This is a genomic window from Melissospora conviva, from assembly GCF_049523535.1.
Lineage (GTDB): Bacteria > Actinomycetota > Actinomycetes > Mycobacteriales > Micromonosporaceae > Melissospora > Melissospora conviva.
The window spans coordinates 368,334-382,851 of record NZ_JBLLDT010000002.1; the positions used below are offsets into that span (position 1 = coordinate 368,334).

General features: G+C 71.1%; 12 protein-coding genes and 1 pseudogene. 4 read left to right on the plus strand and 9 right to left on the minus strand.

The window, feature by feature from the left end; genetic code table 11:
- The first annotated feature begins 18 nt into the window (after positions 1-18).
- Positions 19-1,251: a trypsin-like serine peptidase gene (locus ACK8GG_RS06815; protein WP_440355864.1), complete on the plus strand. Its 1,233-nt coding sequence runs from the start codon at positions 19-21 to the stop codon at positions 1,249-1,251.
- Positions 1,252-1,422: 171 nt separating this feature from the next.
- Here ACK8GG_RS06815 and ACK8GG_RS06820 read toward each other — a convergent pair whose 3' ends face one another.
- Genes ACK8GG_RS06820 through ACK8GG_RS06830 form a run of 3 tightly spaced genes read right to left on the minus strand, consistent with a single transcriptional unit; the run spans position 1,423 to position 3,156 of the window.
- Positions 1,423-1,938: a hypothetical protein gene (locus ACK8GG_RS06820; protein WP_440355865.1), complete on the minus strand. Its 516-nt coding sequence runs from the start codon at positions 1,936-1,938 to the stop codon at positions 1,423-1,425.
- Positions 1,931-2,452: a hypothetical protein gene (locus tag ACK8GG_RS06825; protein ID WP_440352896.1), complete on the minus strand. Its 522-nt coding sequence runs from the start codon at positions 2,450-2,452 to the stop codon at positions 1,931-1,933. The genes ACK8GG_RS06820 and ACK8GG_RS06825 overlap by 8 nt, the downstream gene beginning before the upstream one ends.
- On the minus strand, positions 2,449-3,156 hold the full coding sequence (locus ACK8GG_RS06830) for a hypothetical protein (protein WP_440355866.1): 708 nt from the start codon (positions 3,154-3,156) through the stop codon (positions 2,449-2,451). The genes ACK8GG_RS06825 and ACK8GG_RS06830 overlap by 4 nt, the downstream gene beginning before the upstream one ends.
- A gap of 184 nt (positions 3,157-3,340) precedes the next feature.
- On the opposite strand from ACK8GG_RS06830, the gene ACK8GG_RS06835 reads away from it, so the two are divergent.
- Both ACK8GG_RS06835 and ACK8GG_RS06840 read left to right on the plus strand, forming a co-directional pair.
- Entirely contained in the window at positions 3,341-6,454 is a 3,114-nt protein-coding gene (locus tag ACK8GG_RS06835; RefSeq protein ID WP_440355867.1) for an AfsR/SARP family transcriptional regulator, read from the plus strand.
- 408 nt (positions 6,455-6,862) lie between these two features.
- Positions 6,863-8,812 (plus strand): GMC family oxidoreductase N-terminal domain-containing protein, encoded by a 1,950-nt coding sequence (locus tag ACK8GG_RS06840; RefSeq protein ID WP_440355868.1) that lies wholly within the window; start codon positions 6,863-6,865, stop codon positions 8,810-8,812.
- Positions 8,813-8,861: 49 nt separating this feature from the next.
- Here ACK8GG_RS06840 and ACK8GG_RS06845 read toward each other — a convergent pair whose 3' ends face one another.
- From ACK8GG_RS06845 to ACK8GG_RS06870, 6 genes and pseudogenes are all read right to left on the minus strand, one after another.
- The gene (locus ACK8GG_RS06845; RefSeq protein WP_440355869.1) at positions 8,862-9,956 is read right to left on the minus strand and encodes an NAD(P)-dependent alcohol dehydrogenase; all 1,095 of its coding nucleotides are present in this window, start codon (positions 9,954-9,956) and stop codon (positions 8,862-8,864) included.
- A gap of 28 nt (positions 9,957-9,984) precedes the next feature.
- Positions 9,985-10,476, minus strand: coding sequence for a DUF4334 domain-containing protein (locus ACK8GG_RS06850; protein ID WP_440355870.1), 492 nt, complete (start codon positions 10,474-10,476; stop codon positions 9,985-9,987).
- Positions 10,477-10,630: 154 nt separating this feature from the next.
- Complete coding sequence (locus ACK8GG_RS06855; RefSeq protein ID WP_440355871.1) at positions 10,631-11,398, minus strand: SDR family NAD(P)-dependent oxidoreductase; 768 nt, start codon at positions 11,396-11,398, stop codon at positions 10,631-10,633.
- A 159-nt stretch (positions 11,399-11,557) separates the two neighbouring features.
- A pseudogene (locus tag ACK8GG_RS06860) lies at positions 11,558-11,671 on the minus strand (inositol monophosphatase family protein); the annotation flags it as partial.
- Positions 11,626-12,363, minus strand: coding sequence for a DNA glycosylase AlkZ-like family protein (locus ACK8GG_RS06865; RefSeq protein WP_440355872.1), 738 nt, complete (start codon positions 12,361-12,363; stop codon positions 11,626-11,628). The gene ACK8GG_RS06865 and the pseudogene ACK8GG_RS06860, both read right to left, overlap by 46 nt.
- A gap of 40 nt (positions 12,364-12,403) precedes the next feature.
- The gene (locus ACK8GG_RS06870; protein ID WP_440348870.1) at positions 12,404-12,913 is read right to left on the minus strand and encodes a multicopper oxidase domain-containing protein; all 510 of its coding nucleotides are present in this window, start codon (positions 12,911-12,913) and stop codon (positions 12,404-12,406) included.
- Positions 12,914-13,351: 438 nt separating this feature from the next.
- On the opposite strand from ACK8GG_RS06870, the gene ACK8GG_RS06875 reads away from it, so the two are divergent.
- A complete protein-coding gene (locus ACK8GG_RS06875; protein WP_440352887.1) occupies positions 13,352-14,515 on the plus strand; it encodes a TetR/AcrR family transcriptional regulator in 1,164 nt (387 codons plus the stop codon).
- Positions 14,516-14,518 lie beyond the last annotated feature (3 nt).

Genomic DNA, 14,518 nt, shown 5'->3' on the forward strand with positions numbered 1-14,518 from the left:
TATCGAAGAGGAGCGACGATGAAGAACATCCCCCGCCGCCTGCGAAAGGCGGCTGTCGCGCTCGGCGCCTGCGCACTCGGGCTGAGTCTGCTGTCAGCACCCGCCGCCGAGGCGAAGCCGGTCCAGGCGCTCGCGCCACAATCCGAGCGCGCACCCGAAGCGGAGCAGTTCTCGCGCGAGGGCGTCACCACCGTCGGCGAACTCCGCACCATCACCAGTTCGCTGTCCTACGCCCAGGACGGCCGGACGCAGGTCATCAGCCACCCCGGCGCGGCCTACATCAAGGTCCACTTCAGCTCCCTGCGACTGGCCCCGGGCGATCACGTGACCGTGTCCAGCCCGGACGGCCAGGAAAGCTATCGGTACGACCGCGACCTGAGCCGAACGACCGGTTCGGACTACACCACCGACGGGCGACCGGGCTTCTGGGCGATGTCGGTGGAGGGCGATACCGCAGTGGTGACGCTGCACAGCAAGCATCCCTCCCGCGGCATTGCCGCGACCATCGACCGGTTCTGGCGCGGCTATGACCGCGCCGAGATCTCCCAGCACAACATCTCCACGCAGTCGGTCTGCAGCACGGACGCACGCCGCGACGTGGTCTGTTACCAGAGCAGCCACCCCACCGAGTACGCCCGCGGCCGGGCCGTGGCGCGGCTGCTGATCAGCGGCGGTGGCATGTGCACCACCTGGCGGGTCGGCAACACCAACCGGATGCTGACCAACAAGCACTGCTTCTCGACGCAGTCGGCCGTCAGCGGCAGCGAGATGCAGTTCAACTACCAGTGCGCCACCTGCGGCGGCGCGAACCCCGGCGCCGGCACCAAGGTCAGCGGCGCCACCCTCTACAAGGTGAGCAGCGGCGGCTCCAGCCAGCTGGACTACGCCCTCTACTCGGTCAACAACTTCGCCAGTATCCAGGGGTTCGGCACGCTGTACCTGGCGACGAGCGCCACCACCAACGGCGCCCGCATCTACATTCCCGGCCACGGCGACGGCAACCCGAAGCGACTGTCGATCTATGAGGACAGCCAGGGCGGGCCACTGTGCAGCGTGCGCAGCGCGAACTACAACACCCACAACATCAGCTACAGCTGCGACACCTCCGGCGGGAACTCCGGCTCACCGGTGCTGAACGCCAGTCACCGGGTGGTCGCCCTGCACCACCTTGGCGGCTGCCCCTCGAACCAGGGCGCGAAGGCCCACCTGATCTACAACGAGATCGCGAGCCTGATCGACAACAACGGCTGACGGCGAACGGCCCGGGCCCGCTGGGGCGCACGCGCCCCGGCGGCTCGCCGCTCGCCCGGGCCTTCACCTCGACGACACTGATGGCCGGCGACACGGCCGGCCCGGACGCATGGTCCGGGCCGGCCGCCCCCGATCGCTGTGTCGCCGTTGCCCCATTCGGGGGCGTGCCGCTCAGGTGCGGATGTTCGGCAGGTTGACCCGACAGGTGCGTTCGATGAACTCGCCCGCACGGCGTCCGCTCGCCTCCACCGCTTCACCGTTCGGTACGGGCTCCTCCACACCGGACGCGTCCACGTGCCCGTGCGCAGCCGTACCCGGATCGTGATCGTGGTCGGTCGCACCCGGACCGTGCTCGTGCGCGGCCACCTCCGGGCTCGGTCCGGCCGTGCCGTGGTCGTGCCCGGTGGCGGGCTCGTGGTGGCCCCCCAGGGCGCCCGCGAGCCGCTCCAGGTCCGGGGTGAGCTCCCGTGGCGCGAACCGGATCAGGCCGGCCATCGCCTCGACCCGCTGATCACCGGTGATCTCGCCCTGGTTGACCAGGGCGAAGGTCTGCGCCTGCGCGCAGAACTGGTCCCGGCCCGACCAGTCCGAGGGCAGATCCGGCCGAAACAGCCACCAGCCGCCCAGCGCGACCGCGGCCACCAGGGCCACCGCCCCACCGGAGAGCAGCAGACGACGGTCAGACATTGTCGTTGATCGCGTTGATGTCGTGGCTGTCGAAGTTCTTGGGCCAGATGTCGCTGCGCATGCAGGAGTTGTTGTCAGTGTCGGTGCTCTTGGTGCGGTGGCCCAGCGAGCCGGTGTGCCCCAACTCGTGGCAGCCGAGGCTCTGCCAGTAGCCCGTGGACTTGCCGCTCATCGTCCGGGTGTTGAACTTGACGTCGTAGTGGTCGCAGAGCCCGTTCCACCAGTTGGTGTCCGTGCAGCTCGTCTGGCCGTACCAGGAGCTGGAGTACGACTTGTCATAGACGTGGATGTCCGAACTGCCGGTCGAGGTGGTGATCTGCGAACGGTCCAGTTGCGCCCGGCCGTGCGAGACCGCCGCCTTGCCGGCGGTGGTCAGCGAGTTCGACTCCACCGCCTGTGACTTGTTGTCCGGCTTGCCACTGTTGGCCTTGCCGCCGTGCCCGGCCATGGCCGGTGGCGTCAACGCCACCACGGCCATCAGCGTGGCGCCAAGGACGATCGACGTACGCTTCATTCCCCACTCTCCTCTGGAGGTTGCGGCAGGTCGCCCGTCGGCACCGACTCGCTCAACATGCCCGCGGCCACCTGGCCACTCGCCGCGACGACCGTGTTGTTCAGGAAACTGGGGATCATCGTGGTGATCGTCCCGGCGAGCTCGTTCTCCGCGTTGCTGGGCCGCAGCGAGCCGTCGACCACCAGCGCACGCCCGTCGGAGCTGACGAGCTGATAGGTGTACGGGTCGCTGATGCCGGCGGCGCGGCGCAGGAAGAAGTAGCCGGTGTCGCCCACCTCGCTCCACTCGACGTTGTTGACGATGTAACCGCGCCCCTCCTCGTCCCAGCCCTCCTCCTCCAGCGTGATGGAGGGCGGAATGATCAGGTTTTTCGAGTTGTGCAGGACGTCGAGCCGGCCGATCGTGACCTTCCGCAGCCGGATGTCGCCGCCGGCCTCCTCCGGGTCCTCGTCGGCGCCGGCCAGCCGGCCGGTCTCCACCGCAGTGACCGTGCCGAAGACCACCAGATGCGAGGTAGCGGTCATCTTTTCGACGGTGTCGAATTCGTACATTTCCTTGCCGAAGGCGAGCGCCTCGGGGTGGGCGTCATAGTGCACCCCGGGATCGGCTCGACCGGCACCAACGGCCGTCACGATCGCGGCCACCGCGACGGCGGCCGCCGCAAGGCCCAGCCGGCGTAGGCCGGGCCGTCTGAGTTGTTCCACGCGCCGTTCCTCATTCCTGAAGGTGAACGCGCGGCCGGAGCCGACCGCGCGTCCCGGCCGACGGCGCGAGACCGCCGATCGGGACGGAAGACAGAATCCACAACCGTGCATGCAGACCGCTTGCAGCCGGCTTGCAGAACGTCCACAGCGGAGGGTCATACTCGCCGGTGGGGAGGTGGCGGCGATGGAGTTCCGGGTGTTGGGCGCGGTCGAGGTGTGGGCGCACGGCGTCCGGGTCGACCTCGGTGGGCGCCAGCCCCGGCTCGTTCTCGCGGCGCTGCTGCTGAAACCGGGGCGGGTGGTGTCGGTGGACCAGCTGATCGACCTGGTGTGGGGGCAGACACCGCCCCACAGCGCCCGGGGCACCGTACAGGCGCTGGTCTCACGGCTGCGCACCGCGTTGCGGCGGTCGGAGACGCCGGTGGAGCTGATCGGCCGTGAGCCCGGCTACCTGCTCCGGGTCGACCCACTGGCGGTCGACGCACACCGGTTCACCGCCCTGGTGGCCCAGGCCCGGGCGGCAGGCGACGACAACGCCGTGGAACTCTTCGACCAGGCGCTGGCCCTGTGGCGGGGCGAGCCGCTCGCCGACGTGGCCGACGAGCAACTGCGGCACCGGCTCTGCGCCGGCCTGCGCGAAACCCGCTGGGCGGCGGTCGAGGAACGGGCCGAGGTGCTGTTGCGGCGGGGGCGGTCCCGGCAGGTCGTCGACGAGTTGACCGATGCGGTGCTCCGGCAACCCGGCCGCCAACGGCTGACCGGTCAGCTCATGCTCGCCCTGTACCGGGAGGGCCGTACCGACCGGGCGCTGACGATCTACCGGCAGGTACGCGATCGCCTCGCCGACGAACTCGGCCTCGATCCGGCCCCGGCGCTGCGCCGCCTCGAGGAACGGATCCTGCGCGCCGACCCGACACTGGAACCGCCCGTCGACCTCACCGGACCGGGCGTGGACCCCCGCTCCACGTTCCTCCGCCCCGCCGGGCTGCCGCACAGCAGCACGACTCTCACCGGCCGCGACGCCGAACTGGCCCAGCTCGACGCCGGGTTGGCCGAGCCGGCCAGCCGTACCCGGATCTGGGTGATCAGCGGTACCGCCGGGGTGGGCAAGACCGCCCTGGCCCTGCACTGGGCGCACGGGGTCCGCGCGGCGTTCCCCGACGGGCAGCTCCACCTCGATCTGCGCGGCTTCGACGCCGAACGGGATCCGATGCCGCCGGAAACGGCGCTCACCCACCTGCTGACCGCGCTCGGGGTCGATCCGAGTGCGGTGCCGGACGGACTGGACGGCCGAACGGCACTACTCCGCTCGCTGCTGGCCGGCCGGGACGTGCTGCTGGTGCTGGACAATGCCCGCCACGCCGACCAGGTGCTGCCGCTGATCCCGTCCCGCGGCACCGTTCTCGTCACCAGCCGGCACCGTCTCGGTGAGTTGGTGGTCCGCGCCGACGCCCGGCCGCTCCCCTTGGACGTGCTCACCCCGATCGCGTCGGTGCGCCTGCTGGGGGCGCTGCTGGGCGCGGCTGCCGTGCAGGCCGAACCGGCGGCGACAGCCGAGCTGGCCCGGCTCTGCGGCCACCTGCCACTGGCCCTGCGCATTGCCGCAGCCAACGTGCAGTCGGCCGGGAAACCGGACGTCGCCGGTCTGGTCCGCGAACTGACCGACGGGGACCCGCTGGCCGGGCTGACCGTCGACGGCGCCGAGGAGGGGGCGGTGAAGGCGGCGTTCGCACTGTCGTACCGGGTGTTGCCGGCACCGCAGCGGGAACTGTTCCGCCGCCTCGGCCTGGTGCCCGGGGCGAGCATCACCGCCGGGCCGGCGGGCGCGGTCGCCGGCGTACCGGTGGCCACCGCGACCCAACGGCTGCGGGCGCTGGCCGCGGGGCACCTGCTGGAACGGCACCCGGGGGAACGGTACCGCTTCCACGACCTGCTGCGCCGTTACGCCGTGGATCGCCTCACCGGAGAGGAGGACGAACCGGCCCAGGAGGCGGCCCGGGGGCGGCTGTTCGACCACTACCTGGACACGGCGGACGCCGCGGGCCGCCGAATCATTCCGCATTTCGTACGGCTGCCGCGCCCGGAGGCAGCGGATCCCTTCGCGGACAACGACGCCGCCCTGACCTGGCTGGACGCCGAGTGGGCGAACCTCACCGCGGCGGTGGCGCAGGCCGCCCGGCGCGGTCCCCGCCGGTACGCCTGGCACCTCACCGACGCCCTGCGCGCGTACTTCCACCAGCGGGGTCGGCGGGAGGAGTGGCTGGCCGCGGCGACGGTGGCGCTGGCCGCCGCGCAGGCCGAGGGGGACGCGCGCGCCCAAGCCGCGATGCACCAGAGCATCGCGTTGGTGCAGGTCAACAGCGGACGGTACGAGGAGGCCCGGGAACATCTGCTCGACGGACTGCGGTGCACCGACACGGAAAACTGGCAGGAGGGCCGGACCGGGATTCTGAACAACCTCAGCGCGGTGCACCAGCGTCTCGGCGACCCGCAGGCGGCGATCGACTGTGCCGGTCGGTCACTGGCGCTCAGCCGCGCCTCGGGCAACGACGGCGGAGAGGCGATGTCCCTGGCCAACCTCGGTTTCTCGCACTGGCAACTCGGCGCGTTCGCGGAGGCGGACGTCCACTTCCGGGCCGCGCTGGAGCACGGAGAGCGGGCCGGGGCGCACTACAACGTGGCCGTACTCCTGGTCGACCTGGCCAACGTACGCCGGGACCGGGGCGACCATCGCGGTGCCGATGAGCTCTACTCCCGCGCGCTCGCCGCCAATCAGGAGCTCGGCTACCGCTACGGCGAGGCGACCGCCCTCGCCGGCCGTGCGGTGCTCTGGTGCGGCACGGATCGAGCCGAGCCGGCCCGCGCCGACGCCGAGCGGGCGGTGGCCCTGACCCGGGAGATCGGCGACGAGGGTACCGAGGCGTGGGCGGCGGATGCGCTGGGGCGGGTGCTGCTCGTGCTGGGGCACACGGGCGAGGCGACCGAGCAGCACCGCCGGGCGCTGGAGCTGGCACGGCGTACGCGGTTCTGCTGGGGCGAGGCGACCGCCCTGACCGGACTCGCCGCCGCCGAACTGGCCGGGGGTGACTCCGAGGCTGCCGGACGGCACGGGCGGGCGGCGTTGGGGCTGGCCGTCCGCTCCGGCTACCGGCCGATCGAGATCCGGGCGTCACACCTGCTCGCCCGGGTCGCGGAGCAGTCCGCGGACTTGGCCGAGGCGACGCGGCTGGACGACCGGGCGGCGCGGCTGGCCCGGGAAACCGGGTACGCGACGCCACCCGGGACTGCCGTTATGTGATTGCGAATTCGCTCGGCTGTGACGACCGCCATTCGCATCAGGACGTAGCTGCGTCGGGGGGAGCGGCGAGCGGTTTCGGCCTCACGCGACTGGCCGGCCGAGGTGGCGCCAAGCCCTGGTATGACTTTCTTACGCTTTCCAGAAAGTTAACGATGATTTACAGTGCCGTAAAGAGTTGACGGAGTTGTCCCCGCCGTCGTCCGCAAGCCGACCCGGTCTCCTGCCACCCTCCGGGTGTCACCGTGCTCGGCACCCATGAACACCCCGGGCTCCTACCGCGCTGCGGCTTCCGGCTCCGCGCCAGGCGCCCGAGGGCGGCCGGCGCAGCATCGACCAGCCCGATTTTCGGCACCTCCCCACGCCCGGCCGGAGCACGCCCGACCCGGTCCCCCTCCGAACGGAGAGACGATGGAGCTGTCCGCCAAGCAACGCGCCGCCCTGGAGAGCATCTGCGACACGTTCGCCCCCGGGGACGGGGACGGACTTCCGCCGGCCAGCCGGCTCGGCGCGGTCGATGTCATGGCCGCCCTGGTGCTGAGCAACCCGCGCGCCGCCGAGACCGAGCAGTTCCTCCGGCTGCTGGAGCGGTGGGACTCCCCCGTCACCCAACTCGTCCTCAGTGGCAGCCCACGGCGGTTTTCCCAGCAGAGCCAGGAGCGACGCGAGCAGATGCTGCTCGCCCTGGCCGGGTCGAGCATCACCAGCAAGCGGGCGCTCTTCCAGGCGCTCAAGGGCGCCGCCACCCTGTCGTACTACATGACGCCCGGACCGACCGGACATTCGCCGCTCTGGGACGCCATCGGTTACCCGGGCCCGCTCGGCACCAGGCCCGACGCGCCCGAGCCGGTACTGACGCCGATCCGCCCGTCCGGGGCGACGACCCTGGACTGCGATGTGGTCGTCGTCGGGTCGGGCGCCGGCGGCGGCACCGCCGCGGCCGTCCTCGCCGCCGAAGGGCTGGATGTGATCGTCGTGGAGAAGGGCGGCTACTACGACGACCGGGACTTCGACGGCGGCGAACTCTCCGGCATGTCCCGGCTCTACGCTCCCGGCCCTTCGGCGAGCGCAGAGGGGCAGCTGAGCATCCTGCAGGGACAGTGCCTCGGCGGCAGCACCGTGGTCAACTACACCACCTCATTCCGCACTCCGCCGCGGGTGCGTGAGGAGTGGGCGGCGCTGGGCGTACCGCAGTTCGTCAGCGACGAGTACGACCACTGCCTCGACGCGGTCTGGTCCCGGCTCGGCGTCAACCGCGACCACGGCCGGGTCTCGTCCCGTGACGCGCTCATGGAGCGGGGGCTGAGCACGCTCGGCTGGCACGTCGACGAGATGCCCCGCAACGTCCTCGGCTGCGACACCGGCGTCGAGTGCGGACGGTGCGGGCTGGGCTGCCGCATCGGCGCCAAGCAGTCGGTAAGCAAGACCTGGCTCGTCGACGCCGAGGCCTCGGGTGCGCGGCTCGTCGTCGGTGTCGATGTCCGCACCGTCACCGTCAGCGGCGGCCGGGCGACCGGTGTCACCGGCCACACCGCCGACGGCCACCCGGTGACCATTCACGCCCGCGCCGTGGTCGCCGCCGCGGGCAGCGTGCAGACCCCGGCCCTGCTGCGCCGCTCCGGCCTCACCAACCCCAACATCGGCCGGCACCTCCATCTGCACCCCGCCACCGGCGTCTGGGGTGTCTTCGCCGAGGAGGTGCGGCCGTGGGAGGGCGGAATGCAGACCCGTTACTCCACCGAACACGCCGACCTCGACGGCCGCGGTTACGGCGTGATCTACGAGACCGCCGCCACCAACCCGGCCACCGCCGTGTCGTTCATGAGCTGGCGGGGCGCCCAGTCGCACCTGGACCAGATGCGCTCCCTGCCGCACCTGAGCGGAATCGGCATCATCACCCGCGACCGCGACAGCGGGGAGGTCCGGGTCGGCGACGACGGCGAGCCGACGGTGCACTACCGGATCTCCGTCTACGACGCCGCTCACCTGCGCGCCGGGATCGCCGGCGGTGCCAGGATCCTCGAGGCCGCAGGCGCCCTCCGGCTCTTCTCCGGGCATCAGCGTGGCCGGATCTGGGAGCGCGGCGAGAGCTCCGTCGACGACTTCATCCGGCGTACGAACGCCCTGGGCACCGGTCCCGGCCAGGTCGCGATGGCTGCCCTGCACATCATGGGCGCGGCCCGCATGGGCGGCAGCCGGGATACGTCGGTGGCCGGGCCCGACGGCGCCACGTGGGAGGTCCCGAACCTGGTCGTCGCCGACGCGTCGACCTTCCCCGCGTCGCTGGGAGTCAACCCGATGATCTCCGTGGAGGCCATCGCGTACATGAACGCCCAGCGTCTGGCCGCCGCCCTGAGGTGACGACGGGTACCGCCCCAAGACGCACAGGCGCCGCGGCGCGGCGGGCGGCTCAGTCGAAGGTGAGGACGGGCTTGATCGCCGTACCGTCGCGCATGCCTGCCACGGCGTCGCCGATCTTTTCGAACGGGAAGGTGGTGACGAGCCGGTCCAGCGGGAAGCGGCCGCGCTGGTGCAGCCCGACCAGCTCGGGGATGAAGCGCGCCGGTTCCGCGTCCCCCTCGATCACGCCGTGGAGCCGGATTCCCTGGGTGAGCAGGGCCATGACGTCGAGCGAGATCGTGTCGCCGATGCCGACGAGGGCGAGGTCACCCCGGGGACGCAGAGCGGCGACAGCCTGCCGGAGCACCTCCGACCGGCTGGTGCTGTCCACTATGTGGTGTGCGCCGCCGCCGGTCAGGTCCCGCACTGCGCTGACGAGGTCGTCGGCGCCGTTCGGATCCAGGGCCGCCTTGGCGCCGAGTTCGACGGCGAGGGCGCGTCGCGAGGCGACCGGCTCGACGACGATCACCGGGTCGCAGCCCGCCACGACCGCGGCCATGAGCGCGCTGAGCCCGACCCCGCCGGCACCGATGACGACCAGGGCGCTTCCCGGTTCTGGGCGCAGCCGGTTGAAGACGGTGCCCGCCCCCGTCTGCACACCGCAGCCCAGGGGCGCCGCCAGCACCGCCGCAAGGTCGGCGGGGACCTTGACGGTGTTGCGCTCGTGGGCGAGCGCGTACGTGGCGAAGGAGGACTGGCCGAAGAATCTGCCGTACACAGGCGCACCGTCACGGGAGAGCCCGGTGCTGCCGTCACCACGACGGCCGGAGGTGTTGAGGGCGTGCTGCGAGTGGCAGTACGCCGGCTGCCCGGCCGCGCACTGCGCGCACGATCCGCAGCTGTCAAAGGTCAGGCAGACATGGTCGCCCGGCGCCAGGCCGCCCACCTGGACACCGACCGCCTCGACGACACCCGCTCCCTCGTGACCGAAGACCATCGGTGTACGCCGCCGGGGCCAGGTCGCCTGCATGCCGAGGTCGGTGTGGCAGAGACCGGCCGCGGTGATCCGGACCAGCACCTCGTCCGGCCGAGGGGCTTCGAGATCGACGTCCTGGAGGACGAAGGGTCCGCCCGGGGTCTCGGTGAGCGCCGCCCGGATCCGCATGACCACACTCCTTCGGGACGGGCCCGGTTCAGCCGACGCGCTCGAGCAGGAAGTAGAAAAAGGGCCCGTCGGCGGGGAACTTCTTACCGTTCATGATCCCCATCAGGGTCTTTTCGTCGACCCGCTTGAAGTGGTCGAAGACCGGCTGACGGTCGTAGACCATCGTCGCGGTGGACTCACCGCGGAACTCGACGTTCCACAGACTCGCCTCGCCCTTGCCGACAACCGTGTTGGAGTAGAGCTCGCCGCTCTCGTCGCGGCAGACGAGCGGCTTGACGTCCTTGACGGAGACGAAGGTCTTGCCGTACCAGCGGATCTTTTCCAGCTGGCCGTTGACAGGGTGGCCGGTGTCGAACTCGGCGCCCTTCCACTCGCCGAGGAGTTCTTCGGGACGCACCGTCTCCAGCGCGGCCCAGATCTCGTCGAGCTCGATGGCGGAGACCGGGCCTCCCTGCCGCCGAAGCCCGAAGAAGCGGGCCCGGGCCTGACTCGCGTCCATCGCAGGCTTCTCCGCAACCATGGCAGCACTGTAAACGAGCGTTAACTTCCTGGAAAGGGGGCGCGGAGGACGCGCCCTTGTTTCCCATGGAACCGAGGTCACCAGACCACATCGCCGCACCGGTCACCGCTGGGGCTCACGGGAAAACGGGTTAACCGATGCCCCTGCGCCATCGTCACTGCGCGGTCCAACCACCGTCCACGTGCAGGATGCTGCCGGTGATGTAGCTGGCGGCGTCCGAGGCCAGGAAGGCGACCGCGCCGACGACCTCGTCGGGGCGGCCGAATCGGCCCATCGGAATCCGGTCCCGCAGGCGCTGCGACCACTCGTCGTGGCTGCGCAGCCCCTGCGTCATCGGCGTCTCCAGGTAACCGGGCGCGACCGCGTTCACCCGTACGCCGGCAGCCGCCCACTCCAGCGCCAGCGTCCGGGTCAACTGCTCGACCCCGCCCTTGCTCGCGCTGTACGCGGCCAGCCGTGGAAACCCGACCTGGCCGTGGACCGAGGACATGTTGACGATGCTGCCCGTTCCCTGCTCGATCATGAACGCGCCGGCGGCGCGGGCGCAGACGAACACCCCGGACAGGTTGGTGTCGATCACCTGCTGCCAGTCCGCGACGCTCAACTGCTCGCTTCGGCTCAGCGCCGGGCTGATCCCGGCGTTGTTCACCAGGATGTCGAGACGGCCCCACCGCTGCCGGGCCAGCGCCACGACGGACTCGGCGGCGGACTCGTCGGTGACGTCGCCGGCGACGACCTCGGCCGTACCGCCGTCCGCCACGATCTTGCCCCGGACCCTCTGCAGCGCATCCGGGCGGCGGGACTGGAGGATCACGGACGCGCCGGCCCGCGACAGCCCTTCGGCGACCGCCGCCCCCACGCCCTGACCGGCACCCGTCACCCAGGCGACCCTGCCCTGAAGCATTTCCCTGCTGATGGTCATTGTCTGATACCTCTCCTGGGCATCGGCGCGGCCGGACCGGCCGAACATCGACCGACGTCATGACCGGCCTTGCCATCCAACAGAGCATCACCGAAATGGGCAACTCCCGCACCGGTCGCCCCGCAGATCCACGATTCGCGAGGTGAAGACGCCCAACCGGCCATCGGTGACGTAGGCGGCGCGGCGTCCGGCGGCGACCCAGGCCACGGCCAGGGTGGAGCGCCTGCCTACCCGCGCACCAGTTCCAATTGAAGCCAGTCGGCGAGCGCCGCGATCTCACCGTCGACGGCTGCGGTGACGTCGGCGCCGAACGGCTCGTCCTCGTGGACGGCGTTCACCCGAAGCACCCCCGCCTTGCGGTCGGCCTTCGCGTCGAGGTTGCCCACCAGCCGGTCGCCGTGCAGGATCGGCAATGCGTAGTACCCCCAGCGCCGCCTCGTGGCCGGCTTGTACATCTCCAGTCCATAGTCGAAATCGAAGAGCTCCAGTGCGCGCCTCCGGTCGTGGATGAGGCGGTCGAAGGGCGACAACAGCGCCGTACGTCCATTGAACGGCTGCCCGAGCTGGGCCGGGTCGACCCGCCACGGCCCCGGCACGCCCTCCACGACCGCCGGTTCGCCGGCCTCGCCGACGTCGTACGGCTCGATCGGCACCTTGGTCGTCTTGGCCCGGGCGATGCCCAACGCCCGCAGACGGCGTTCGTCGCGTCGGCGCAGCGCCTCGGCCGGCGGCACCATGGGCTCGTCGGGGTAAATCCGCTCGGCGAGGTCCCAGAGCCGGTCCCGGCCCAGCCGGCTCCAGCAGACGAGGTCTGCCGTGGGTGCGACAGCCGCGGTCGGATCGATCTGCAGCAGGGTCAGGTGACGCACCATCTCGACGAGTCCGCCCGGCCGCGCGCCGTCCAGAAGCTGCGCACGTACAGCAATGCGCCGCGCCTCGCGGATCGACAACCGGTGAAGGGTCACGGGACAGAGGCTAGCCGGGTGGTGTGCTCATCGGCGTACCTCAGTCGTGTCCGGTGTGGTCGCCGTGGCGGGGTGGGCGCCCTGGCGACTGGCCCGGTTCCACCACCACGAACTGCCCCATCATCCCGGTGTCCTCGTGCCAGAGCAGGTGGCAGTGGTACATGTACGGCACGTCCGGGTCGCTGTGGTCGGTGAAGCGCAGGGCGATGCGGATCGGCCGGTGCGGCGGCAGATAGACGGTGTCCTTCCAGCCGCTCAACGCCGCAGGTGGCGGACCACCGCCGACGGTCAGCACCTGGAACTGCGCGTCGTGCACGTGGAAGTTGTGCGGGGTGTCCTCGGCGTTCACCACCTCCCAGACCTCGGTCGTGCCGCGGGTGGCGGCGAAGTCGATCCGGTCCATGTCCATCGAGCGGCCGTTGATGCCGCGACCGAGGAATTCGAGGGTGCGGGTGGCGACGGCGGAGGCCGGGCCGAGACGTTCCATCGGCACCAGCGCGTCCGGCACCACCGGGGACGGGGCGAGCCGCTCGGCCGCCCGCAACTGCACCCGTCGACGCGCGAGGGTGCCAGAGGCGGCACGGCGAGCGGGCGTACGAAATCGACCCGGTCGACCGTGTCGGTGCCGACACGGCTGAACGCCCAGCCCGCCGCGACGGCGCCGGCTCCACAGAGAACGACGACCACAGCGGCCAGGGTGCTGAGGACTCGGGTGACGGGATGTCGTCGTGCGGCCACGTGGCACCTCCGGTGTCGGTACCGGCAGCGTCACCTGGCACCGGGGTGCCATACCAGAGGAAAGGCCGCCTTTCCGGGTACGTTCCGGGATGTCCCTGACCACGCCGACCGGGGTGACCCGAGAGGCCCTCCGGGGCACGGTGCTGCATGCTCGACCGGAGCCCGCCCGTGGCTTCACAGAGCCGTAATGGCGCTGTGATTGACTGGCACCTATGGTCTTGCGCCCGCCCACGTCTGATCGGGTGACCCGGTGACCACCGGGCCGACTGCCGCCACCCGGCCGCGCAACCGCAAACAGAGCATCGTCGACGCGGCCGGCCAGGTCTTCAGCGAGCGCGGCTACCACGGGGCGTCCATGGAGGAGATCGCCGCCGTCGTCGGTATCAGCGCGGCGGCCCTATACCGGCACTTTCCCAACAAGTACGCGCTCTTCGCCGAATGCGCCAACGGCATGGTGGACAACCTCATCGAGGTCCTCGACCAGTGGCCACCGGAGGCGGCCCTGCAGGACGTGCTCGCCGCTCTCATCCGGGTCACTGTCTCGCACCGCGCGTCGGGTGGCCTCTACCGCTGGGAGGCCCGCTACCTCGAGCGGGAGGACCGCCGGCAGCTGCGCACGAAGTTCACGCACGTCGTCGGGCGTGTCATCGAGATGGTGCGGCGCGAGTACCCGCTGCCCGAGGAGCGGCTCCGGGCGGTGGCGGCCCTCGGCGTGATCGGGTCCGTCACCATGCACCGCACCTCGATCGCGCAGCGCCGGATCGAGGAGTTGTTGCTGGCATCCGCCATGGGTGTGGTCGCCACCGATCCGACGGCGGCTGCCGGCAGCACCCGCCAGGTCGAGTTGCCGGTCCAGCCGGTGCCGCGCACCCGGCGGGCCGAGATCCTGGCGGCGGCCATCCCGCTGTTCGCCCGGGACGGGTTCGCCAACGTCACGAACGTGCAGATCGCGCAGGCCGCCGGGCTCGCCCCGTCCGCGATCTACCGCCATTACACCGGCAAGGTCGACATCCTGGTGAGCGCGTGTCTGCAGGCGGCGGGGCTGCTGGCTCAGGCGGTTGACCGCAGCCTCCGCCAGGCCGCCGATCCGCGTCAGGCGATGGCCGCGCTGGCCGCGGCGTACGTTGCCTACTGCTTCGAACACAACGCGCTCAACAGCGTCGCCGACGCGGAGGTCGCCAGCCTTCCGGCCGATCTGCAGCGCCCACTGATCCTCGCGCAGCGTGAGCACATCGCCGTCTGGGAGCAGCAGCTGCGGACACTCCGCCCGGAGCTGGACGCGCGACAGGCCCGGCTGCTGGTGCATGCGGGGTTCGGCGTCGTGGTCGAGGGCGGGCGTGCTCTGCGCTGGCAGAACACGCCCGCTCACCGGGACGCTGTCACGGCCCTGGTCACCGGCGCCCTCATGCGATGAAGC

Excerpts from the sequence above, each read along its gene's own strand:
- ACK8GG_RS06855 (WP_440355871.1), bottom strand. The coding sequence starts at position 11,398 with ATGACCATCAGCAGGGAAATGCTTCAGGGCAGGGTCGCCTGGGTGACG.
- ACK8GG_RS06850 (WP_440355870.1), bottom strand. The coding sequence starts at position 10,476 with ATGGTTGCGGAGAAGCCTGCGATGGACGCGAGTCAGGCCCGGGCCCGC.
- ACK8GG_RS06820 (WP_440355865.1), bottom strand. The coding sequence starts at position 1,938 with ATGTCTGACCGTCGTCTGCTGCTCTCCGGTGGGGCGGTGGCCCTGGTG.
- ACK8GG_RS06835 (WP_440355867.1), top strand. The coding sequence starts at position 3,341 with ATGGAGTTCCGGGTGTTGGGCGCGGTCGAGGTGTGGGCGCACGGCGTC.
- ACK8GG_RS06840 (WP_440355868.1), top strand. The coding sequence starts at position 6,863 with ATGGAGCTGTCCGCCAAGCAACGCGCCGCCCTGGAGAGCATCTGCGAC.
- ACK8GG_RS06825 (WP_440352896.1), bottom strand. The coding sequence starts at position 2,452 with ATGAAGCGTACGTCGATCGTCCTTGGCGCCACGCTGATGGCCGTGGTG.
- ACK8GG_RS06815 (WP_440355864.1), top strand. The coding sequence starts at position 19 with ATGAAGAACATCCCCCGCCGCCTGCGAAAGGCGGCTGTCGCGCTCGGC.
- ACK8GG_RS06845 (WP_440355869.1), bottom strand. The coding sequence starts at position 9,956 with ATGCGGATCCGGGCGGCGCTCACCGAGACCCCGGGCGGACCCTTCGTC.